The 22770-nt window shown below is 42.8% G+C and carries 21 protein-coding genes; 16 read left to right on the top strand and 5 right to left on the bottom strand.

The features are described from left to right. Nucleotides 1-23 precede the first annotated feature (23 nt). Nucleotides 24-362, top strand: coding sequence for a transcriptional regulator YodB (yodB, locus tag M1D94_RS10745; protein ID WP_004399427.1), 339 nt, complete (start codon nt 24-26; stop codon nt 360-362). A 406-nt stretch (nt 363-768) separates the two neighbouring features. Here the strand turns inward: yodB and M1D94_RS10750 are convergent, their stop codons facing one another. Then, complete coding sequence (locus M1D94_RS10750) at nt 769-1158, bottom strand: tautomerase family protein (RefSeq protein WP_021481482.1); 390 nt, start codon at nt 1156-1158, stop codon at nt 769-771. A 364-nt stretch (nt 1159-1522) separates the two neighbouring features. Between M1D94_RS10750 and M1D94_RS10755 the strand changes: the two genes are divergently transcribed. Next, a complete protein-coding gene (locus tag M1D94_RS10755) occupies nt 1523-2857 on the top strand; it encodes a gluconate:H+ symporter (protein ID WP_424935087.1) in 1335 nt (444 codons plus the stop codon). 84 nt (nt 2858-2941) lie between these two features. Beyond that, nucleotides 2942-3178, top strand: a complete 237-nt coding sequence (locus M1D94_RS10760; protein WP_014480034.1) for a hypothetical protein — start codon at nt 2942-2944, stop codon at nt 3176-3178. A 33-nt stretch (nt 3179-3211) separates the two neighbouring features. Here M1D94_RS10760 and gerT read toward each other — a convergent pair whose 3' ends face one another. Then, nucleotides 3212-3673, bottom strand: coding sequence for a spore germination protein GerT (gene gerT, locus M1D94_RS10765; protein ID WP_021481480.1), 462 nt, complete (start codon nt 3671-3673; stop codon nt 3212-3214). Between the two features lie 98 nt (nt 3674-3771). Here gerT and rarD point away from each other — a divergent pair, with 98 nt between their 5' ends. The 4 genes from rarD to bshB2 all read left to right on the top strand — a co-directional run bounded on the left by rarD (nt 3772) and on the right by bshB2 (nt 6053). Further along, nucleotides 3772-4668, top strand: coding sequence for an EamA family transporter RarD (rarD, locus tag M1D94_RS10770; RefSeq protein ID WP_041849928.1), 897 nt, complete (start codon nt 3772-3774; stop codon nt 4666-4668). 75 nt (nt 4669-4743) lie between these two features. Beyond that, nucleotides 4744-5022, top strand: a complete 279-nt coding sequence (locus M1D94_RS10775; protein WP_003231211.1) for a hypothetical protein — start codon at nt 4744-4746, stop codon at nt 5020-5022. Beyond that, nucleotides 5019-5369 (top strand): YojF family protein, encoded by a 351-nt coding sequence (locus M1D94_RS10780; protein WP_003231213.1) that lies wholly within the window; start codon nt 5019-5021, stop codon nt 5367-5369. Before M1D94_RS10775 ends, M1D94_RS10780 begins: the two co-directional genes overlap by 4 nt. An 18-nt stretch (nt 5370-5387) precedes the next feature. Further along, nucleotides 5388-6053, top strand: a complete 666-nt coding sequence (bshB2, locus tag M1D94_RS10785; protein WP_021481477.1) for a bacillithiol biosynthesis deacetylase BshB2 — start codon at nt 5388-5390, stop codon at nt 6051-6053. A gap of 25 nt (nt 6054-6078) precedes the next feature. Here the strand turns inward: bshB2 and rsbRC are convergent, their stop codons facing one another. Continuing rightward, complete coding sequence (rsbRC, locus tag M1D94_RS10790; protein ID WP_014480032.1) at nt 6079-6927, bottom strand: RsbT co-antagonist RsbRC; 849 nt, start codon at nt 6925-6927, stop codon at nt 6079-6081. A 15-nt stretch (nt 6928-6942) separates the two neighbouring features. Continuing rightward, nucleotides 6943-8301 (bottom strand): MATE family efflux transporter, encoded by a 1359-nt coding sequence (locus M1D94_RS10795; protein ID WP_021481475.1) that lies wholly within the window; start codon nt 8299-8301, stop codon nt 6943-6945. Nucleotides 8302-8566: 265 nt separating this feature from the next. Here M1D94_RS10795 and cdaS point away from each other — a divergent pair, with 265 nt between their 5' ends. The 8 genes from cdaS (at nt 8567) to odhB (ending at nt 20189) form a co-directional block, all read left to right on the top strand. Then, on the top strand, nt 8567-9190 hold the full coding sequence (gene cdaS, locus M1D94_RS10800) for a cyclic di-AMP synthase CdaS (RefSeq protein ID WP_072174170.1): 624 nt from the start codon (nt 8567-8569) through the stop codon (nt 9188-9190). 235 nt (nt 9191-9425) lie between these two features. Further along, the gene (locus tag M1D94_RS10805) at nt 9426-10643 is read left to right on the top strand and encodes a macrolide family glycosyltransferase (RefSeq protein WP_424935089.1); all 1218 of its coding nucleotides are present in this window, start codon (nt 9426-9428) and stop codon (nt 10641-10643) included. Between the two features lie 381 nt (nt 10644-11024). After that, nucleotides 11025-12269, top strand: a complete 1245-nt coding sequence (gene cwlS, locus M1D94_RS10810) for a D-gamma-glutamyl-meso-diaminopimelic acid endopeptidase CwlS (RefSeq protein WP_326243341.1) — start codon at nt 11025-11027, stop codon at nt 12267-12269. Nucleotides 12270-12361: 92 nt separating this feature from the next. Then, the gene (locus tag M1D94_RS10815; protein WP_004399243.1) at nt 12362-12952 is read left to right on the top strand and encodes a superoxide dismutase family protein; all 591 of its coding nucleotides are present in this window, start codon (nt 12362-12364) and stop codon (nt 12950-12952) included. 63 nt (nt 12953-13015) lie between these two features. After that, entirely contained in the window at nt 13016-13930 is a 915-nt protein-coding gene (locus M1D94_RS10820) for an AAA family ATPase (RefSeq protein WP_010886530.1), read from the top strand. 10 nt (nt 13931-13940) lie between these two features. Continuing rightward, a complete protein-coding gene (locus M1D94_RS10825; protein WP_326243340.1) occupies nt 13941-15857 on the top strand; it encodes a vWA domain-containing protein in 1917 nt (638 codons plus the stop codon). Nucleotides 15858-16085: 228 nt separating this feature from the next. Next, the gene (sucA, locus tag M1D94_RS10830) at nt 16086-18920 is read left to right on the top strand and encodes a 2-oxoglutarate dehydrogenase E1 component (protein ID WP_015483337.1); all 2835 of its coding nucleotides are present in this window, start codon (nt 16086-16088) and stop codon (nt 18918-18920) included. Nucleotides 18921-18935: 15 nt separating this feature from the next. Continuing rightward, nucleotides 18936-20189, top strand: coding sequence for a 2-oxoglutarate dehydrogenase complex dihydrolipoyllysine-residue succinyltransferase (odhB, locus tag M1D94_RS10835; RefSeq protein WP_163130783.1), 1254 nt, complete (start codon nt 18936-18938; stop codon nt 20187-20189). Between the two features lie 49 nt (nt 20190-20238). Here the strand turns inward: odhB and M1D94_RS10840 are convergent, their stop codons facing one another. After that, nucleotides 20239-21204: a bile acid:sodium symporter family protein gene (locus M1D94_RS10840; RefSeq protein WP_004399225.1), complete on the bottom strand. Its 966-nt coding sequence runs from the start codon at nt 21202-21204 to the stop codon at nt 20239-20241. Nucleotides 21205-21422: 218 nt separating this feature from the next. Between M1D94_RS10840 and M1D94_RS10845 the strand changes: the two genes are divergently transcribed. Further along, on the top strand, nt 21423-22760 hold the full coding sequence (locus tag M1D94_RS10845; RefSeq protein WP_004399312.1) for a sodium-dependent transporter: 1338 nt from the start codon (nt 21423-21425) through the stop codon (nt 22758-22760). Nucleotides 22761-22770: the final 10 nt, after the last annotated feature.

The following is a 22770-nucleotide window of genomic DNA, read 5'->3' on the forward strand; positions in this document are numbered from 1 at the left end:
AATAGATGAAGGGATGAAGACTTGTGGGAAATACGATGTGCCCTAAAATGGAATCCGCATTCTCATTGCTGGGAAAACGATGGAACGGTCTGATCATCCATGTGCTAATGGATGGGCCGAAACGGTTTAAAGAGATAACGGAAACAATACCGATGATCAGCCAAAAAATGTTGGCAGAGCGCTTGAAGGAGCTTGAACAAAACGAGATTGTCGAACGGCAGGTTCTCCCTGAAACGCCGGTCAAAGTCATCTACACGCTGACTGAAAAAGGAACAGCGCTTCAAGCTGTATTTCAAGAGATGCAGGCATGGGCCGATCAATTTTGCGAGCCTGGTGACACAGTGTGTGAAGAAGAGAAATAAGGAAAGCGGCGTCTGAAAAAGCGCTCTTGTTTCCATGGTGAGTCATGTAAGTACGGTTCACACCCGTTTACATGACTTTTTATATTTGTCAGACTGACATTTCCGGATTGGCAAAAGTGTCATGTGCATATGAAGGGGATATATAAAATAGGAAATGATCAATAAGCTATAACATCCAACCTATTGTAAATGGGGATTATGATGTATCTTATTATGCAAATCAGCAAAATTTTATATTTTCGGCCAAAACCCAGTCAGCTTCCAATTGGCATTTAAACCGGATATAAAAGGAAATCCAGGTTTTTCGTATTGCTGGATGCTTCTATACTGATGACTTCCGCATTTATGAAAAAAGAGAGAGCTTCTTTGGAGCTCTCTCTTCTTTTTTTTGTGGGGAGACGAAATCTTATAGTTTTCCATTCAAAAATTGCGCCTCACCGAGACCAAAACTCCAGTCTGCGTCACCATTCTCAGTAATAGATACCATGAGGTCTTCAGGGGAAATTCCGCATTTTTCTTCTAGCCTTTCAGCAAGCAGAGCATACAATTTTTCCTTTTGGCTTTCGGTTCTTGCTTTGCTTGTCATGCTAATGATGACCATATCCTTGGTTCTCTGAAACCCTAATCCCGTATCTTGGATTATAAGCTCGTTTGCGGGATGCTGATGGACAATTTGATAACGGTCTCTTTCCGGAACACCAAACGCTTCAACCATCGCTTGGTGAGCAGTATCTAATAACAATTGCAGCGATTTTTCGTCACGGCCTTCAATTACATCAAAACGCAATAATGGCATGTGTACTCCTCCTCTTGTGAAGTTGTTATCCGTCTGTTCTCATATTGTCTCGTTTGCTTTCAGACAATGGAGAGATATAATGATTGGCTGTCAACTTTAAAAAACATAACATATAACCAAAAGTTAATCAACATATAACTAATGAATCATTAGGTTAGGCGGTAGATAATCGAGAAAAGCTCATAAAAACGATTGACAGTCATTGATTAGGAGATTAGTATGAACATATTAGTTGATCAAAAGATAACAATCATATAACCAAGACGTTGTTATTTAAAATAAAAGCGTTTTCTATTAATTTAGGCATGAAAAGCGCCGAAACAATGTCGCGAGAATCATATAAAACACTTTTGGAGGGGGTTCCATGCCGATTTTAATTGTAGCTGTCGGAGTGCTGATTCTGTTATTTCTCATTATTAAAGTAAAATTAAATACCTTTGTCTCACTGATTGTCGTTTCATTTTTAGTAGCCATCGGACTTGGAATGGATATCAATAAAATTGTTCTTTCAATTGAGACTGGAATTGGCGGGCAGCTGGGGCATTTAGCTTTAGTGTTTGGACTTGGCGCGATGCTTGGGAGGCTTGTCTCTGATGCTGGGGGTGGCTACCGGATTGCCATTACGCTGATTGACAAATTCGGGAGGAAACGAATACAGGCGGCGGTTGTAGTTGCCTCTTTTATCATCGGTATTGCGCTGTTTTTTGAAGTGGGTCTTGTTCTGTTGATACCGATTGTTTACACGATTGCTAAAGAATTAAAAATGCCTTTTCTGTATCTGGGAATCCCGATGGCCGCCGCCTTAAATGTTACTCACGGATTTTTGCCCCCGCATCCTGCTCCAACTGCTATCTCAGTTGCATACGGTGCCCATATTGGCCAGGTGCTGCTTTTTGGAATCATCATCGCTGTTCCGACAACTGTGATTGCCGGGCCTTTATTTAATAAATTTGCGATGAAACGGTTTCCTGGTGCGTATCAAAAGCATGGAAACTTATCGGGGTTAGGACCGAGGAAAGAATTTCAGCTGGATGAAACACCGGGCTTTGCGATCAGTGCTGTCACGTCTTTATTCCCGGTTATCTTTATGGCAATGGCAACAGTTTTTTCTTTATTATTGAATGAACATTCAAAAGGAAAAGACATTATAGAATTTATCGGCACTCCGGGAACGGCAATGCTCATTTCGCTGTTGCTTGCACTCTATACGATGGGATATGCCCGTAAAATACCTATGCAGGAAATCAGCAGATCTATTTCAGAATCAATTTCGCAAATTGCGATGATGCTGCTCATCATAGGAGGGGGAGGAGCGTTTAAACAGGTGCTGATTGACGGCGGGGTCGGCGATTATGTCGCTGATTTTTTCCGCCAAACAAACATGTCGCCGCTATTCGTTGCATGGACCATCGCCGCGGTTCTGCGTCTGTGTCTAGGCTCTGCTACCGTGGCTGCGCTTACCACAGCGGGAATGGCAGCTCCGCTTATGGAGGCTGGCAGTGTAACCCCCGCGTTAATGGTGCTTGCAACAGGAGCCGGCAGTGTCATTGCGTGTCATGTAAATGATGCAGGATTTTGGATGGTAAAGGAATTTTTGGGCTTGAGCATGAAAGAAACATTTCAAACCTGGACGCTGCTTACAACAGTTCTTTCGGTTACAGGACTCGGCTGTGTGTTATTGGCAGAGCTTGTGATGTAACAATCATAGACAGTCCGTAGCCCAATCGTTTTTCTTCCTTGCTGAATACTTTACGTATAGGCAGACATAAAGGAGGAAAAAATCATGTACCCTCATCATTCGTATTATCGCGGAATCCCAGGTCCAGCCGGATATCCGGCGCGTAGTCCTTTTTTGTTTGGCGCTCCTCTAGTCGGCGGTTTATTAGGCGGTTTTCTCGGGAGTGCGCTGTTTAACTATTCTCGTCCCTATGCCTATCCTCCTGGCCCTTATGGATACGGAGGCGGTCCGTACGGTTTTGGTGCCGGCGTGCCATACGGGGGATATCCCGGCTTCTATTAATAAAAACGGCCTGCATCGATTGCAGGCCGTTTTTTATCGGATGATTTCTACCTCGGACATATTGTAGTCTTGCTGCTTTTGAAACATGACTTCCAGAAGGCCATCCTTATAGACGGCTTTTGTTCCTTTGCGTTTGACTAAACAAGGAAGATTTACTTTTTTCGGATGATCTGCTCTTGGGAAGTTTTCCAACCATAATTCGTGAGATGTGTGTTTGATTCTCACTTGTTCCAGCCATTCTTCGCTGATTGGCACCTTTACAAACACATGGTCTGCAGTTTCGAATATATCAATATCAGGTTTGACATCAGGTTTGGCGGGCTGTTCTTTTTGGGGGAGAGGATCGCGGAAAGGAAATTGAGCCGCATAATCACTGCCGAACACACTTTCCATCACACGATTGACATACGTTTCAACTTCTTTCGGATCAGCTTTTTTTAATGCTTCTTTAGAAAATTGATTGTGGAAAGGAAAGTACTTGTTCCACTCAAACATTGTCTTCACATCCTTTCTTCACGGACAAAATAGTATATGCCCGCCAGATCTTTCACGTGATATAATATAAGATGCTCTAAAGAAAGGCAGGGATATAAATGCAATATTCAGAAACAAAAAAAGGCGTTATTTACACAGCCGTTTCCTTTATCATGTGGGGCCTGTTTCCGCTCTATTGGAAGCTTCTCGAACAGCTGCCGGCTCTTGATATTTTGGCTCATCGTATTATATGGTCTTTTGTTTTTATGTGTATCGTACTTTTTTTCTTGCGGCAATGGAAAATAGGATGGCAGGAGCTGCGCTCTCTGAAAAAGAACGGAGGGATCCTCTCTTTATTTCTTGCTTCTATCCTGATTTCGATCAACTGGTTTGTATACATATGGGCTGTAAACCATGGCTTTTTGCTTGAGGCTAGTCTTGGCTATTACATTAATCCGCTTGTATCAGTGCTCCTTGGGATTTTATTTTTAAAGGAAAAACTGAATCGCCTGCAATTAGTGGCCGTTTCGATTGCGGCAGCCGGTGTCATCATCTCGGCGTTCCAATACGGCTCCATTCCTTATGTTGCGCTTCTCCTCGCATTCAGCTTTGGGCTGTACGGGTTAAGCAAAAAAAGAACAAGCCTGCCGAGCGCCATCGGTTTAACGCTGGAAACATTCATGATTATGCCCATTGCATTGGGGTATTTGCTGTTCAGTGGACATGATCAGCCAGCGGGTGCAGAAAGCGGAGGGACGTGGCTGCTTCTCTTTTTGGCCGGTGTGTTTACGGCTTTGCCGCTCTTATTGTTTGCGGAAGGAGCGAAACGGCTACCACTGTATCAAGTCGGTATCTTACAATATATTGCGCCGACCATTACCCTGCTGATCGGGCTGTTTGTTTACCATGAGCCATTTTCAAGCTCGAAGGCTTTTACATTCAGCTGTATATGGGCTGCGCTGCTCTTGTTTACGTTTTCACAAGTGAAGTGGAAACGGGCGTCAAAAAGCCATTGAGGCCTTTGGCTTTTCAGCTGATGCATATATTATGTATAATCATTTCATGTATGTAAGACATAAAGGAGCAAGACGATGGACAATGATAAAGAGATAGTGAAAGCCTATGCTTCACTTTGGAATAACCGATCTCTCGCACATGATGACGCAGAAGCGGTAGCAGAGGCGATTGATCTTGAGCTCTTGGATAAACGAACACATCCAAGACTCCGAAAACCGATGCTGGAAAAATATTTTGCCGCGATTCAGCGCATTGTGAATTCACAGCTCGAACCGGCTGTGAAATATCAGCTGGTCAAATTACATACAGAACGTGCAGAGTATTTAAAAGAAGAAAGAGGGGAGCAATCATGAAAGCGATCATAAAAGAAGATGTGCAAGCATCTTTAGAACGATATGCGGACCGCCCTGTATATATCCATTTAGAAACCACCACAGGTTCTTATTCAGCGCACTTAAATGAAAAGAACATGACGGTTGTTGCGTATATCCGCAATGCAAAAGTCACTTATCATCAGGCAAAAATCAAAGGCAACGGGCCTTACCGCGTTGGATTGAAAACAGAAGAAGGCTGGATTTATGCTGAAGGCTTGACTGAATACACGGTAGATGAAGAAAACCGTTTATTAATGGCGGGGCACCTGCCGGGCGGTAAACTGGCTATTTCTCTGCAAATCAGTGAAAAACCGTTCACAGTTTAAAGAAAAGGGTGAAAAATAATGAAAGAACACGTATTAGTAATCCTGCCTCACCCTGATGATGAATCATATGGAGTGGCAGGCCTCATTGCCTTAAACAGAAAAAAAGACATTCCCGTTACGTATGCCTGCGCCACTTTAGGTGAAATGGGCAGAAATATGGGCGATCCATTTTTCGCGAATCGTGAAACGTTGCCGCTGCTAAGAAAACAAGAGCTCATCAACGCTTGCAAAGAAATGGATATCAATGACCTTCGTATGCTTGGACTCCGTGACAAAACGCTCGAATTTGAAGATGATGAGTATTTAGCTGATATCATGGAAGAGATCATAGATGATGTAAAACCAAGTTTAATTGTCACATTTTATCCCGGACACGGTGTGCACCCTGACCATGATGCATGCGGGGAAGCGGTTATCCGTGCATTATATCGCAAAAAGAAAGAAGACCGTCCGCGCACGCTCTGCATGGCCATTACCCGCAATAGAGAAGAGGTTCTCGGCGAAGCTGATGTCGTACTTGATATCAAAGAAGTAGCTGATATTAAAATGAATGCGTTAAGAGCTCACCGCACACAAACAGAAGGCATGCTCAGAGAGCTTGAAGAGAAATTGAAAAATAATGAACCTGTTATGGCAACATGGTTTGAAGAAGAAATATATTGGACGTATCAATGGAATGATTAATCAAAAAGGTATAAGGCCTTAAGCCTTATACCTTTTTTAATTTTAAGTCCGATGCAATTGCTGAAGCGAGAGTGGATCTCAAGGAAATACCTTCGAAAGACAAACCTAGCTGAACCGCTGTTTGCGCGATTTCCGGACGGATTCCAGACAAAGTTGAAGAAACACCGATTAAACGAAGCGCCTCAATCAGACTGAACAGCTGATGGGCAACCATCGTATCAATCACAGCTACTCCTGATAAATCAATATACAGTTGTGTCACCTTTTTTTTCGCACATTGATGCAGTGTGTTTTCCATAATCAGCTTGGCGCGGACTGTATCAATATCTCCGATTAAAGGCAGCAGTCCGACGCTGTGAAACAGCACGATGACCGGAGCGCTCAATTCAGTAATCATATCTTTTTGGGCCTGAAGCTGAAGGCTTGTGTTTTTGTACATTTCTTCTATAAAAATATGAATCACAAGATCAAACGCTTTTATAAGGGCGTGATACAGGTCTTCGGCTTCTTCGCTTTTCACAGTATCCTGATTGAGATGGACAAATTCTTTCACATAGGAAACATATAAATCTCTCACTCTGACAAACTCCCGAATAATATAGTGGATAGGAGTTTTTAAATGCTCTTGATCCTGTGTGACTTCAAAAGCCCATTCTTTCAGTATAGGCAAGTATACGTCCTCATCATCTATAAAAATACGGTTTATTTTATAGTTAAAGGCAAGATTCTGGCTCTTTAAATTGTGAATGACAACAGGGTCTGTTGAGGCATAAATGGAATTGGGGTCAGTCTCCTCGATTGTTTCATACCACGTTGAACTGATGGTTTCCGCATGCTGGGAAAGATACTCGAATAATTTTTTGTTTTTTGCCATGATTGATCACCTCTTTTAAATGTGTTGTTTTTGCGAATAACGTTTTTGCAGTTTTGCCAGCCTGAAAAATAGCCCAACTGCTCCGGCGGCGAGTCCTGCTATTAATCCAATCCAATAGCCGAATGCACCGAGGCTTGTAAACGTACCGACCATATAACCGACCGGAAGGCCAATGACCCAGTAAGAGACAAAAGCGGCCGCAAGCGTATAGTTCACATCTTTGTACCCTCTGAGTGCTCCCTGGATCGGTGCGGCAACAGCATCGGAAAGCTGAAAAAATAGCGCATAAATTAAAAAGTGCTGTGTCAGCCGGAGCACATCGGGGTCAGAAGTGTACATGCCCGCAATTTGCTCTCTGAATAAAAGGATACAGGCGGCAGTGAACAAAGAAAAGCCGATTGCCATCATGATGCCGATTAAGCTATATGAGCGTGCATCCTTAAAACGGGCTGCACCCGCTTCAAACCCGACAACAATTGTTAGAGCCATGGACACGCTGAGCGGCAGCATATATAAAAGAGACGCAAAATTCATGGCTGCCTGGTGGGACGCGATGGTCACTGTATGAAAATGGCTCATTAGAAGCGTGACAGCTGCGAAAATGCTCGTTTCAAAAAACACGGCGAACCCAATAGGCAGCCCGATTTTGAGCAAATTTTTGCATGCTTTCCAAGAGAACTTATACATGGTAAGGAAAATCCCGTATTCAGAAAACGGTGCGTTTTTATGAATAATGAAAAAACTGATGATGCAGATACACCAATAAGTTAAAGCGGATGCCAGCCCCGCGCCGACACCCCCAAGTGCCGGCATTCCGAACTTCCCGAAGATAAATACATAATTCAATACAAAATTGATCGGAAGAGAACTGAGTGTAATCATCATGGTGACTCTCGTTTTTCCTAATGAGTCGATGAATGATCTCAACACGGTGTAAACAAATAAAGGGAAAATTCCCAGTGATAAAAAGCCTAAAAAGTGTTTAGCAATCTGATGCACGTGAATATCAAGGTTCAATCGGCCAAGAATAAGGTCAACTGCAGCATATCCAATCAATAAAACGGCGATGCTAAGTAGCGCGGCCACGTATACAGCCTGTAAAACAGTAAAGGGGATCTTCTGTTTTTTCTCTGCGCCTAATAGCTGAGCGACAATCGGGGTGACCGCCATTAATATACCTGCAAGTCCTGTGTAAACAGGGGTCCAAAGGCTTGAGCCAATCGCGACACCCGCTAAATCAGCGGGGCTGACTTTCCCTGACATCACCGTATCTAGAAAAGTCATAAGAGAAAGCCCCGCCTGGGTAATGAATATCGGTATTAAAATGTGCAAGAGCTGTTTGATTTTTTCCCGGGCATTTTGAGTTTCTTTCATACATTGATCTCCGTTTCTTTTTCATAACGAGAGAAATTATAACATTTTATGTATAAAAAGCAATGAACGCCGGGCCTATTCTTTTTTTGTCGGTTTCGTTTTTCTAAACATTTGGGCATAAATAAAAGAAAGCGAAATCACGCCTAAAAAGGTGCAAATATACTGAATGATTCTTTCGATTTCCATTCTTTACATCCCTCCTTTACCAATAGAATGTGCATCAATAAGATAAGCATTCGTGAAAAGTTGGAAATTTGAACAGGAGATGAAGATTATGCGCTATGAGCAGATATCAGAAAATGCGTTCAAGGGGAAAATACAGGTGTACCTAGAGCAAATATTAGGTGATGCATCTCTAATCTTGAAAACGCTTCACGAAAAAGACCAGTGTCTCCTTTGTGAATTAGATGAATTAGGGCACATTTTTCAGGACATGCAGGGGATTGCATCCTCCTTTTATTTGCAATCATACATTGAGGAATTTACGCCGGCATTTATTGAGCTGGCCAAGGCGATTAAAGCCTTATCGGAACATAAGCATGGAGCTTTAATTGTGATTGAAAGAGCAGACCCGGTTGAACATTTTATTCAAAAAGGCACCTCCCTACACGCCGAGATCAGCTCTTCATTAATTGAAAGCATCTTTTTTCCCGGAAACCCTCTTCATGACGGCGCTTTGTTAGTGAGGGAAAACAAACTCGTGTCAGCAGCCAATGTGCTCCCGCTGACGACGAAGGAAGTGGATATCCATTTGGGAACCCGGCACCGGGCGGCTCTCGGTATGTCGGGCTATACGGATGCACTGGTGCTCGTGGTTTCAGAGGAAACAGGGAAGATGTCGTTTGCCAAAGACGGTGTATTATATCCGTTAATTTCACCAAGAACGTAAAAATAATAAAAAGGGCCTGATTAAGAATCCTATCATGAGACAAAATGACTGAATTCGTATCTTTATTAAAGCATTCGCTTCAAGCTGAATGCTTTTTGTCTTGATGACAGGGAATATAAACTAGTAGAAAAGTTATATGTGATTAATATTAATTAAGTGAAATACTTTACCTGTTTATGCATTTATAGTACCGTATAAAATATTACATAAATTCTCAAAGGAAGGGTGCTGCCGCATGGCTAATGTATTAATGATCGGTTTCCCCGGTGAAGGGCATATTAATCCCTCTATCGGTGTGATGAAGGAGCTGAAATCCCGGGGAGAAAACATTACGTACTACGCAGTGAAGGAATATAAAGAAAAAATCACAGCTCTTGATATAGAGTTTCGTGAGTATCATGATTTCAGAGGAGATTACTTCGGGAAAAACGCAACCGGCGATGAAGAAAGAGATTTCACAGAAATGCTCTGCGCTTTTTTGAAAGCCTGTAAGGATATCGCGACTCATATTTATGAGGAAGTCAAACATGAATCGTATGATTATGTCATATATGATCACCATCTTCTCGCGGGTAAAGTCATTGCCAACATGCTGAAGCTGCCAAGATTTTCATTGTGTACAACCTTTGCGATGAATGAGGAATTTGCGAAGGAAATGATGGGAGCGTACATGAAAGGATCACTTGAAGATTCGCCTCATTATGAATTATACCAGCAGCTTGCAGAAACGTTAAATGCTGATTTTCAAGCAGAGATCAAGAAGCCATTTGATGTTTTTTTAGCTGATGGTGACTTGACAATTGTCTTTACATCAAGGGAATTTCAGCCACTGGCTGAGCAATTTGGCGAGCGATATGTATTTGTCGGTCCTTCCATTACAGAAAGAGCCGGAAACAATGATTTCCCATTTGATCAGATTGACAATGAAAACGTGCTGTTTATTTCAATGGGAACCATTTTTAATAATCAAAAGCAGTTTTTTAATCAATGCCTTGAAGTGTGTAAGGACTTTGACGGTAAAGTTGTGCTTTCCATCGGCAAGCATATTAAAACAAGTGAGTTAAACGACATTCCGGAGAATTTCATTGTACGCCCGTATGTCCCTCAGCTTGAGATCTTGAAAAGAGCCAGCTTATTTGTGACCCACGGCGGAATGAACAGCACAAGTGAAGGTTTGTATTTTGAAACCCCGCTCGTTGTCATTCCGATGGGAGGCGACCAATTTGTTGTCGCAGATCAGGTAGAAAAAGTCGGCGCAGGAAAAGTAATTAAAAAGGAAGAATTGTCTGAAAGCCTACTGAAAGAGACGATACAAGATGTAATGAATAATCGTTCGTATGCTGAAAAGGCAAAAGAAATTGGACAATCACTGAAAGCGGCAGGCGGCTCTAAAAAAGCAGCCGATAGCATTCTTGAAGCTGTAAAACAAAAAACTCAATCAGCAAACGCATAGTGTAAAAGCCTGTTCTTATCGAAAGAACAGGCTTTTTGCCATTTCATAAGAATGCAGAGGAAGGGATTTGATACGCCGATAGAGAATTGATTAGAAAAATAGACAAGAAAGGAGGAGAAACTGCTTCGTTCATCAATAGAAAACCATCATTTTACCCTCACTTAAATAGTTCCTTAGACTTTCGAAAAACATATCGTGCTTATGTAAAATGTTAGATGTTTATTTGAAGGTTTAAAGGTCGAACGATGCTGAAAATGCTGCGCCAAATGTTTGAAAAGGGTTTAACTTGCTGAAAAATTGACGATAAAACAGTTGTGTGCCATTTTTGGAAACAAAATACTAGCTGTTTTTACAAAAAAAACAGTTTAGGAGGTTGAATGAATGAAAAAGAAGATTGTAGCCGGCTTGGCTGTTTCTGCAGTTGTTGGGTCGTCGATGGCCGCAGCACCCGCGGAAGCAAAAACGATAAAAGTAAAAAGCGGTGACTCTCTTTGGAAACTTTCCCGCCAGTATGATACGACAATATCAGCTCTGAAATCCGAAAACAAATTGAAATCAACGGTGCTTTATGTCGGACAAAGTCTTAAGGTTCCTGAAAGCAGCAAAAAAAGCACGACATCCCCATCTAATTCAAGCAAAACGTCAACATACACAGTTGCATATGGTGATTCCCTATGGATGATTGCTAAAAATCATAAAATGAGTGTTTCTGAGCTTAAAAGCTTAAACAGCCTGAGCAGTGACCTGATTCGTCCGGGGCAAAAGCTTAAGATCAAAGGGACAAGCAGTTCAAGCGGATCAAATGGATCAAAGAAAAACAGCGGTTCCAATTCTTCAGGTTCTTCAAAAAGTACATATACGGTCAAGCTTGGTGACTCACTGTGGAAAATCGCAAACAGCTTAAATATGACTGTAGCCGAATTAAAAACCTTAAATGGCTTAACATCAGATACACTTTATCCTAAACAGGTGCTCAAAATAAAAGGAAGCAGTTCGCCTAAGAACGGAAACAGCGGTTCCAAAAAGCCGTTAAACTCCAATCCCTCAAAAACAACGACGTACAAGGTAAAAGCAGGCGATTCGCTGTGGAAAATTGCAAATCGGCTCGGAGTCACTGTCCAAAGCATCCGTGATAAAAACAATTTATCATCGGATGTGCTGCAAATCGGGCAGGTTCTGACTATTTCTGGAACATCAAAATCTAATCCTTCACATCCGACAAAGCCAACAAAGCCAAAAGATAACTCAGGGTCAAACATTCAAATAGGCTCGAAGATTGACAGAATGATCACGGAAGCGAAAAAATATGTCGGAGTGCCTTACCGATGGGGCGGAAACACGCCTGCCGGTTTTGATTGCAGCGGCTTCATTTATTACCTCATTAATAATGTATCATCTATATCAAGATTGAGTACGGCAGGATATTGGAATGTCATGCAGAAAGTCAGCCAGCCGTCAGTAGGAGACTTTGTCTTCTTTACCACATATAAATCCGGCCCGTCTCATATGGGGATTTATCTAGGCGGCGGTGATTTTATTCATGCAAGCTCATCGGGCGTCGACATTTCCAATCTCAGCAATTCGTATTGGAAACAGCGGTACTTGGGCGCAAGAAGTTATTTTTAAAAATGAGTATGACAAAAAGCCTTTTATAGGCTTTTTTGTTTATATCAGACAATGATTGACCACACTGTTAGAAAAAACAAGGGGGAGACAGTATGCACCGTCTCTTGCTGTTGATGATGCTGACGGCACTGGGAGTTGCCGGATGCGGACAAAAAAAACCTCCAGACCCTCCTAACCGGGTGCCGGAAAAAAAAGTGGTTGAAACGTCAGCGTTTGGTCATCATGTCCAGCTGGTCAATCGTGAAGGGAAAGCAGTCGGTTTTATAGAGATCAAAGAATCAGATGATGAAGGCCTCGATATTCATATTTCCGCAAACAGCCTGCGTCCAGGTGCTTCTCTCGGTTTTCATATTTATGAGAAAGGTTCTTGTGTCAGGCCGGATTTTGAATCAGCGGGCGGTCCCTTTAATCCACTGAACAAAGAACACGGCTTCAATAATCCGATGGGGCATCATGCCGGAGATCTGCCGAACCTTGAAGTCGGTGCTGATGGAAAGGTAGATGTCATAATGAATGCGCCTGACACTTCACTGAAAAAAGGAAGTAAACTAAATATTCTCGACGAGGACGGAAGTGCATTTATTATTCATGAACAAGCGGACGATTATCTGACAAACCCGAGCGGCAATTCCGGTGCGCGTATTGTCTGCGGAGCCCTTTTGGGAAATAACGAGAAGCAGTAATATCATCCAAGCCCTTTTGTATTGAGCATACAGGGGCTTTTTTAGTATACTCGTTAATGGAATATGAATAGGAAAGGGAATCTGTCTATGACAACTCAACTACAGCACTTAACATTGCCGGAAGATATACAACAAAAGCTTTTATCATATAAAGAGCAGCCTATTTCCCCGGAGTTTCAATCGCTTATAGGAACATCAGGCTATGAGGCGGAGGATGAAGCCATTTTATTTGACGCCATTATTGCATTAGCCATGGGGAAAAATGTCCTGCTGAAAGGGCCTACAGGTTCAGGTAAAACAAAGCTGGCAGAAACATTGTCCAGCTATTTTCATAAACCGATGCACAGTGTCAACTGTTCAGTCGACTTGGACGCTGAGGCATTGGTCGGTTATAAAACGATTGAAAATCAATCTGGCCAGGCGACAATCGAGTTTGTTTCAGGACCTGTTACAAAGGCAATGAAGGAAGGCCATTTTCTTTATATAGATGAAATCAATATGGCGAAGCCGGAAACACTGCCTATTTTAAACGGTGTATTAGATTACAGAAAAATGATGACAAATCCGTTTACAGGCGAGGTCATACGGGCTAAAAGCGGTTTCGGAGTCATTGCAGCCATCAATGAAGGCTATGTCGGAACTGTTCCTCTGAATGAAGCGTTGAAAAACCGTTTTGTCATCATTGATGTGCCTTATATTAAAGGCGAGCTGCTGAAACAAGTGCTCATGTCTCAGTCAGCCCTGAAAGACGAGAAATTGATTGACAGATTTATCACGCTTTCCTCTGACTTGATCGTTCAGGCCAATAACGGACAGGTGTCTGAAGAAGCGGCGTCCATCAGAGCTTTAATCGATACATGTGATTTAGCCGCTTATATTCCGCCGCGTCGTGCCATTGAGCGGGGAATTGTAGAAAAGCTTGATGATGATCGGGAAAAAGCGGCCGTCCGAAATATTGCAGAAACTCTGTTTGAATGAGGGGGCTGCGATGAAATTTATCAAATTTAACGACAGCACGATTGATTCATTTTTATTTATGATGCTGACTGATTTGGCCAAAACACTCACCAAGAGTGAAGCGGTAGAAGTGGAGTATGGCGTTCAGTCCTATTACAATCCATTTGAAAAGAAAATCTATATGAGCCACTTTTGGAAAGACAGGGCAGCTGAGGACATGGAAGCGGGTCTGAAAAGCGACGTCTACCTGCGTTCAGTCGGAACAAGATATAGCTCGCTGCATGAGTTTGCGAACTTTTTGAATGATACCCATCGTCATCTCACCTTTAAAAGTTTTGCCAAGCAGCTCTTTATGCTGCTTGAAGACATTAGGATCGAAGAATGCATCAAACGTGAGCGTCCGGGTACGAAACATGTATTTGCGAAGCGAAAAGACATGTACAGAAAACATTTCTCAACCCAGCTGACCTTAAATTTGGAACGAAGCATTTTTACCGATGCGCTCTTTTGCGCGATCTATGTCAAGCTCACAGCGGAATCGCCGCTCGAGACCCTTCCATCCATGCGTGAAGATATCGATCTGATGCGCCCGTTTATTGAGCAGCAGCTCTTGCGTGTGTATGAAGCAGATTCGACACGGCAGGTTCTGAAAATTGTTGAGGACCTCATGGACGGACTTGAAGAGGTACTCGATAAAGACATGTTGAACACCTACTTCTTTTTGCCTGAGCTTGATTACGCAAAAGCTGCAGAACAGCCGTTATTTGAAGAAGAGAAAAAAGCGCCGAAGCTGAGTGATGACATCACGCTTCCAAAACAATCAGAGGATGATGAGGATATCCATGAAGAAGAAATGCCGACATGGCACCGGGAAACTGAAGCACCGTCTAAAAGCTTCCTTCAATTTGATATTGAACACGGCGCAAAATCAGATTTAGGAAAAGATGCTTCAAGGGAAGGCGACGACGGAGATCAGGCCCTTGGTTCTGTTCAAGGATCAGCCAGACAAACGAAACGGAAAGACTATTCCAAGCTGGAAGCGCTGGAGTCCCAAAAAGACCAGCCGAACGGAGCGGGTATGGCTGACGGCAAAGAAAATAAATATGCATTTCCAATTTATAAAGAACCGCGGCCGGCAACCAGTGAAGAAGAGCTTTCTTATAAACAGCAGGCAAAAACGATTGAATCGTATCAAAAGCGTTTAAAACAAATGATTCAAAAAACGCTGGAGCATAAAAAAACATTGCCGAGAACAGACCTTCATGCCGGGAGACTGAACAATAAGCTTCTTCGTTACTTCACTGAGCGAAATCCGCGCCTGTTCTACAAAAAGCAAGAACCGTCTTCAGAAATTGACGCAGTTTTTACATTGCTGGTCGATTGTTCCGCCAGCATGTTCGACAAAATGGACGAAACAAAACGAGGAATCGTGCTGTTTCACGAAGCGTTGAAATCGGTAGCGGTTCCGCATCAGATTGTCGGTTTTTGGGAGGACACAAATGATGCAACCGAAACAAGCCAGCCAAACTATTTCAATACGGTTATTCCCTTCCAATCATCATTAAGACAAGATTCTGGACCGGCCATTATGCAGCTTGAGCCAGAAGAAGATAACCGTGACGGGTACGCAATTAGGCAGATGACGAAAAAAATGCTGCATCGCAGCGAGGCGCAAAAGTTCTTAATTGTTTTCTCAGATGGAGAGCCGGCCGCATTTGGCTACGAACAAAATGGGATCGTTGATACAAGTGAGGCGGTTATCGAAGCCCGAAAAAGAGGAATAGAAGTGATAAATGTTTTTCTCTCCAACTCAGAAATAGAAGAATCGCAAATGAAGACGATCCAGGATATGTACGGAAAATTCAGTATATTTGTCCCGGATGTTGATCAGCTACCGGATGTTTTGTATCCGCTGCTGAAAAAACTGCTTCATAAAAGCATAGGATAGCCCTTAATCCTATGCTTTTTGGCGTTTGTTTTTTCGAATGATTAAATTTTTTGTTTTTTATAAAGGTTTTTTACTATTTTGTGAACAATCAAGGTAGAATCAAATTGCAAACAGTGGTAAAATATCGTTGGAAGCGTTTTTATTACATAATTTTGGACACAGCGTTCGAAAGTTATTTCAAGATAGTGAATCAATCACTTGATTATTTAAGTTGGGGGTAATATTCAAATGTTTCAAAATAGTATGAAACAACGAATGAATTGGGAAGATTTTTACGGTCCGAACCTCGGCTATGCGCTGGAGCTTTACGATCAGTATACCCAGGATCCGAACAGCATTGACCCGGATTTGAAGGAAATGTTCGACGAGCTCGGTGCTCCGCCAAGCGATATAAAAGAGGCCTCGGGAACAAAAGAAAAGGGACGTGTTACAGCCGATCTGATTCAAAAGATCGCATCCGCAGTCAGACTTGCAGAAGATATCCGAACCTATGGCCATTTGAACGCTTCCGTCAATCCGCTCAGAAAGGATGAGAAAAAGAGCGAACTTTTTCCATTATCCGATTACGGGCTAACAGAAGAGGAAATAAAAGCAATACCTGCGTCTGTCATCTGCAAAGACGCTCCTAAAAACATTACGAACGGTTTAGAAGCCATTCAGTATTTACGAAATACGTATAAAAGAACCATCTCTTTTGAATTTGACCATGTGCATGACTTCAAAGAGCGCGAGTGGCTGACAAGAAAGATTGAATCTGGCGAGCTGTTCCAGAAGAACTCAGCTGAAAAGCTGTCAGCTGTGCTGGAAAGATTGACAGAAGTAGAGGGCTTTGAGCAGTTTTTGCACCGCACATTCGTCGGGCAGAAGCGCTTTTCCATTGAGGGTCTGGACGCTCTTGTTCCAGTGCTTGATGACATTATTGCACAATCTGTCAAATCAGGCACGACAAGTGTCAACATCGGGATGGCGCACAGGGGACGCCTGAATGTCTTGGCACATGTGCTCGGCAAACCGTATGAAATCATCTTCTCTGAATTCCAGCATGCGCCGAACAAAGATCTTGTACCGTCTGAGGGATCCATTGGAATCAGCTACGGATGGACGGGGGATGTCAAATACCATTTGGGGGCGAATCGGGAGCTTCAAGACGCTGAAACAAAATCAGCGCGCATTACGTTAGCGAACAACCCGAGCCACTTGGAATTTATCAATCCGATTGTTGAAGGCAGCACAAGAGCAGCACAGGAAACGCGAACACAAAGCGGATACCCGGTACAAGATGAAACAAAATCGCTGGCCATTTTAATCCATGGAGATGCTGCATTCCCTGGGGAAGGAATTGTAGCTGAAACATTGAATTTAAGCTCTTTAAAAGGGTATCAAGTAGGCGGTGCGATTCATATTATCGCCAATAACATGATCGGATTTACAACAGAAAGCGCTGAATCCAGATCGACAAAATATGCCAGCGACCTGGCCAAGGGTTATGAAATTCCGATTGTTCACGTGAATGCGGACGATCCTGAAGCTTGTCTTTCAGCTGTTAAGTTTGCGGTCGAATACCGAAAAACATTCAACAAGGATTTTCTGATTGATTTGATCGGGTACAGACGCTATGGACACAACGAAATGGATGAACCGTCAACCACTCAGCCAATGCTGTATGATGCTGTCAGAAAGCATCCGACCGTCAAACAAATTTTCGCTGAAAAGCTGGTAAAAGAAGGCGTGCTTACCGAGGAAGTCGTTCAAAACATCGAAAAATCGGTAACGAAGCGCATTGAGGATGCATATCAGAAAGTTCCGTCTAAAAAGGAACACACTGCTTGTGAAATTGAACTTCCAGAGCCTGTATCAAACGGTTTCCCAGATGTGGACACTTCGATTGATTTTGATGTGCTCCGCAAGCTGAATGGCGAATTGATCAACTGGCCGGAGTCATTTAATGTTTTCGGCAAGCTAAAGCGCATTTTAGAAAGACGCGCCAAGGCGTTCGATGATGACAGAAAAGTGGAATGGTCTTTGGCAGAATCACTCGCGTTTGCTTCAATTTTGAAAGACGGAACACCGATTCGTTTAACAGGACAGGATTCCGAGCGCGGAACGTTCGCCCAAAGAAACCTTGTGCTTCATGACAGTGAGACGGGCAAAGAATTTGTGCCGCTTCATCACTTATCTGACTGCAGCACATCATTTGCTGTTCATAACAGCCCGCTGTCTGAAGGATCGGTTCTCGGTTTTGAATACGGCTATAACGTGCATTCACCGGAAACGCTTGTTTTGTGGGAAGCACAGTACGGAGATTTTGCCAACGCTGCTCAAGTGTATTTTGACCAATTTATTTCTGCCGGACGCGCGAAATGGGGCCAAAAATCCGGATTAGTCATGCTGCTCCCGCACGGTTACGAGGGACAGGGGCCTGAGCACTCAAGCGGAAGAATTGAGCGATTCCTGCAGCTTGCAGCGGAAAACAACTGGACGGTTGCCAACCTGACAAGCGCGGCACAGTATTTCCATATTTTAAGAAGACAGGCTAAAATGCTGCTTCGTGAAGAAATCAGACCGCTCGTCATTATGACGCCAAAGAGCCTTCTTCGCAACCCAAATACGGTGTCGGAAGTGCAGGAGCTCAGCGAAAGCCGCTTCCAGCCTGTTTATGAACAGTCGGGACTTTCTCATGACTATGAAAAAGTAACCAGACTTGTATTATCCAGCGGTAAAGTGTCTATAGACATTAGCGATCATTTTAATAAGTTAGAAGACGGTAAAGAGTGGCTTCACATTGCGAGAATCGAACAGCTGTATCCATTCCCGGCAAAAGGAGTCAAAGAATTATTTGCAAAACTTCCGAACCTGAAAGAAATCGTTTGGGTGCAGGAAGAGCCGCAGAACATGGGGGCTTGGGGTTATATCAGCCCGTATTTGACAGAGATTGCACCAGAGGGAGTAAGCGTTCAATATATTGGACGAAGAAGACGATCCAGCCCTGCAGAGGGAGATCCGACAGTTCATAAAAAAGAACAGGAACGTATTGTATCTGATAGCTTGACTCGCAAAAACTAAGGGGGAAATGAAAAAATGGCGGAAATTAAGGTACCTGAATTAGCAGAATCAATCTCAGAAGGAACAATAGCCCAATGGTTAAAGCAGCCTGGTGACTATGTAGAACAGGGTGAATATCTGCTTGAACTAGAAACGGATAAAGTGAATGTTGAATTGACAGCAGAAGAATCGGGTGTACTTCAAGAGGTATTGAAAGATTCGGGTGATACCGTCCAGGTCGGAGAAATTATCGGTACGATTTCAGAAGGCGCGGGTGAAAGTTCTGCCCCTGCTCCTACAGAGAAAGCAGAAAGCAAGGAAAGCGTAAAAGAAGAGAAACAGGCTGAACCAGCTGCACAAGAGGTGAGCGAGGAAGCACAATCTGAAGCAAAATCAAGAACAATTGCTTCTCCGTCGGCCCGTAAGCTGGCGAGAGAAAAAGGAATTGACCTGTCTCAAGTTCCAACTGGAGATCCGCTTGGAAGAGTGCGCAAGCAGGATGTCGAAGCGTACGAAAAACCGGCATCAAAACCAGCTCCTCAGCAAAAGCAGCAGCCTCAGGCTCCAAAAGCACAGCAAAGCTTTGATAAACCTGTCGAAGTGCAAAAAATGTCACGCCGCAGACAAACGATTGCAAAACGCCTTGTAGAGGTGCAGCAAACATCGGCGATGCTGACTACATTTAATGAAGTGGACATGACGGCTGTCATGAATCTCAGAAAACGCCGCAAAGATCAATTTTTTGAGCAAAATGAAGTGAAGCTCGGCTTTATGTCTTTCTTCACGAAAGCGGTCGTGGCTGCATTGAAAAAATATCCGCTGTTGAATGCAGAAATTCAAGGCGATGAGTTGATCGTTAAAAAATTCTACGATATCGGAATCGCTGTTGCTGCTGATGAAGGTCTTGTCGTTCCGGTTGTGCGGGATGCGGATCGCCTGACATTTGCAGGAATCGAAAAAGAGATCGGCGAGCTTGCGAAAAAAGCAAGAAACAATAAATTAACCCTTAGCGAGCTTCAGGGGGGCTCCTTCACGATTACAAACGGAGGGACTTTCGGTTCATTGATGTCAACTCCAATTTTAAACAGCCCGCAAGTCGGTATACTGGGCATGCATAAGATTCAGCTGCGCCCTGTAGCCATTGATGAAGAGCGTTTCGAAAACCGTCCGATGATGTATATCGCTTTATCTTATGATCACCGAATTGTAGACGGTAAAGAAGCGGTTGGTTTCCTCGTGACAATCAAAAATTTACTGGAAGATCCTGAACAGCTTTTATTAGAAGGATAATAAAAAAGGGTACATCACGATAAAGTGATGTACCCTTTTTGATGCATATTTAAAGTGATAGATTGCTGCTTTTGGATCCAGCTTGCTTCTTTTTCACTTTTTTTGACCAATATGTTGCAAGCATAGAACCTGAAAGGTTATGCCACACACTGAATATTGCGCTGGGTACGGCAGATAACGGTGAGAAATGAGCCGTGGCAAGTGCGGCCCCGAGTCCGGAGTTTTGCATGCCGACTTCGATTGCGATCGCTTTTTGAGACGGGTAATCCATTTTTAAAAGCTTTGCACAAAGAAACCCCAGTAAATAACCGATACCGTTATGCAGGATAACAACTGAAAAAATGAGCAACCCCGATTGAAGCAGATTTTCCCGATTGCCGCTGACGACAGCTGAGACAATCGCAACGATGCCAATGACAGAAACAAGCGGAAGGGCATGTACGGCTTTTGCCACTTGTTTTCTGAAAAACATTTTGACAATCAGACCTGCAATGATCGGAAATAAAACCGCCTGTAAGATTGAGATAAACAAAGACCCCGGCGAGACAGGAAGCCATTCTTTGGCAAACAGCATAATCAACAACGGTGTTACAACAGGTGCCAATAAGGTAGAAATTGTCGTAACCGCAACAGAAAGGGCAGTATTTCCTTTTGCTAAGAATGTCATAACATTAGATGCAGTTCCCCCGGGACAGCAGCCGACAAGAATAACACCAACTGCGATTTCAGCTGGAAGATGAAGCCCAAATGCGAGGCCGAAAGCAACGAGCGGCATGATCGTATACTGAGCTATTACTCCAATAATAACTTGCCAAGGCTTTCTGACCAGCTCTTTGAAATCATCGGCTTGCAGTGTAAGGCCCATCCCAAACATGATAATGCCGAGAAAAATCGTAATATAAGAACTGATCCACGTAAATAAAGATGGGAAAGAAAATCCCAGCACTGCAAAAACAATGACCCATATGCCAAAGGTTTGTCCTGCAAAATGACTTATTTTTCTAATGATGTCCATAAAAACACTCCTAACACACTTATCAAGAACTTCAGCAGAAATTCTTACAAATTTCATAACATTCTCTTATTATAAATAATTTTCTGAATAATTCAATATTAGTTTTTGGCAGATGTCTATAGATATATGATGTAAACTAATTAAAATGTTCTTGACTATATAGGAAGATATTCTTACAATGAACCTTTATAATGGTTAGATCAAATAGGAGTGATACGGTGAAGGAAGCAAATCAATGGTCTTCGAAGCTCGGCTTTATTTTAGCCGCGGCAGGATCAGCTATCGGGCTTGGTGCGATATGGAAATTCCCATATGTTGCCGGAACCAGCGGAGGAGGCGCATTTTTACTTATTTTTATTTTATTTACGGTTTTAATCGGACTGCCTTTATTGTTAGGTGAATTCATCATAGGCAGAAGAACACAGAAAGATGCCGTTCAGTCCTATAAAACACTTGCTCCAGGAACGAAGTGGCATTGGATCGGTTATTTAGGCATGGTGACGTGCTTTATTCTTCTATCTTTCTACAGTGTCGTAGGCGGATGGATTTTAATTTATATTATAAAAGGCTTCACTGGCGGTTTATCGCAAACATCTGGTTTTGATACGATATTTGCAAGTACCATTTCAAATCCTTATTTGGCTGTAGGAGGCCAGCTGCTCTTTATGGTGGTAACAATTTTAGTTGTTGCAAAAGGGGTAAGCAGCGGAATTGAAAAAGCAAGCCAAGTATTAATGCCGGCGCTTTTTCTATTATTCATCATTTTAATGGTGCGTTCGGTTACACTTGATGGCGCGATGGAAGGAATCAAATTTTTCCTCATGCCTGATTTAACTGCAATTGATGCCAATACCATTTTATATGCAATGGGACAATCCTTTTTCTTATTAAGTGTCGGTGTATCTGTCATGGTAACGTATAGCGCTTATTTAGAGAAACAGGAAAATCTGGTACAGTCCGCTGTATCTGTAACTGTTATGAACATGCTTGTTGCTGTAATGGCCGGAATTGCGATTTTTCCAGCTGTATTTTCATTCGGCCTCAAGCCAGACCAAGGCCCGGTTCTGTTATTTAACGTTCTGCCGACTGTGTTTAATCAAATGCCGTTCGGAATTATCTTTTTATTAGCATTTTTACTTCTATTTTTATTTGCTGCATTGACATCTGCTTTTTCAATGCTGGAAATTTTGGTCGCAGTACTGTCGAAAGGCGATATCAATAAGAGAAAACGATTCGCTTGGTTAGGCGGTATTGCTATTTTTATTGTCGGTGTGCCGTCTGCATTATCATACGGTGTCTTAAGTGACGTCACTATATTTCATCTGTCTATTTTTGATGCGGCTGACTATCTTGTGAGCAATATTTTAATGCCGTTAGGTGCGTTACTGATTTCGATTTTTGTTCCGCTAAAAATACCGAAACAGGATTTGTTTGACGAGCTGAAAAGCGGTTCCAATCTCAAACGAAAGTGGTTTGCGGTTTGGCTGCTGCTCATTCGATATTTATCTCCTGTTGCCATCATCATCGTGTTTTTGCATGTGATAGGCATTTTTTAATACACGAAGC

The sequence above is a fragment of the Bacillus sp. JZ109 genome, from assembly GCF_053903135.1.

Coding starts and splice junctions, on each gene's coding strand:
- M1D94_RS10750 (WP_021481482.1), bottom strand. CDS start 1,158: ATGCCATTATTGCGTTTTGATGTAATTGAAGGCCGTGACGAAAAATCG.
- M1D94_RS10755 (WP_424935087.1), top strand. CDS start 1,523: ATGCCGATTTTAATTGTAGCTGTCGGAGTGCTGATTCTGTTATTTCTC.
- M1D94_RS10760 (WP_014480034.1), top strand. CDS start 2,942: ATGTACCCTCATCATTCGTATTATCGCGGAATCCCAGGTCCAGCCGGA.
- gerT (WP_021481480.1), bottom strand. CDS start 3,673: ATGTTTGAGTGGAACAAGTACTTTCCTTTCCACAATCAATTTTCTAAA.
- rarD (WP_041849928.1), top strand. CDS start 3,772: ATGCAATATTCAGAAACAAAAAAAGGCGTTATTTACACAGCCGTTTCC.
- M1D94_RS10775 (WP_003231211.1), top strand. CDS start 4,744: ATGGACAATGATAAAGAGATAGTGAAAGCCTATGCTTCACTTTGGAAT.
- M1D94_RS10780 (WP_003231213.1), top strand. CDS start 5,019: ATGAAAGCGATCATAAAAGAAGATGTGCAAGCATCTTTAGAACGATAT.
- bshB2 (WP_021481477.1), top strand. CDS start 5,388: ATGAAAGAACACGTATTAGTAATCCTGCCTCACCCTGATGATGAATCA.
- rsbRC (WP_014480032.1), bottom strand. CDS start 6,927: ATGGCAAAAAACAAAAAATTATTCGAGTATCTTTCCCAGCATGCGGAA.
- M1D94_RS10795 (WP_021481475.1), bottom strand. CDS start 8,301: ATGAAAGAAACTCAAAATGCCCGGGAAAAAATCAAACAGCTCTTGCAC.
- cdaS (WP_072174170.1), top strand. CDS start 8,567: ATGAAGATTATGCGCTATGAGCAGATATCAGAAAATGCGTTCAAGGGG.
- M1D94_RS10805 (WP_424935089.1), top strand. CDS start 9,426: ATGGCTAATGTATTAATGATCGGTTTCCCCGGTGAAGGGCATATTAAT.
- cwlS (WP_326243341.1), top strand. CDS start 11,025: ATGAAAAAGAAGATTGTAGCCGGCTTGGCTGTTTCTGCAGTTGTTGGG.
- M1D94_RS10815 (WP_004399243.1), top strand. CDS start 12,362: ATGCACCGTCTCTTGCTGTTGATGATGCTGACGGCACTGGGAGTTGCC.
- M1D94_RS10820 (WP_010886530.1), top strand. CDS start 13,016: ATGAATAGGAAAGGGAATCTGTCTATGACAACTCAACTACAGCACTTA.
- M1D94_RS10825 (WP_326243340.1), top strand. CDS start 13,941: ATGAAATTTATCAAATTTAACGACAGCACGATTGATTCATTTTTATTT.
- sucA (WP_015483337.1), top strand. CDS start 16,086: ATGTTTCAAAATAGTATGAAACAACGAATGAATTGGGAAGATTTTTAC.
- odhB (WP_163130783.1), top strand. CDS start 18,936: ATGGCGGAAATTAAGGTACCTGAATTAGCAGAATCAATCTCAGAAGGA.
- M1D94_RS10840 (WP_004399225.1), bottom strand. CDS start 21,204: ATGGACATCATTAGAAAAATAAGTCATTTTGCAGGACAAACCTTTGGC.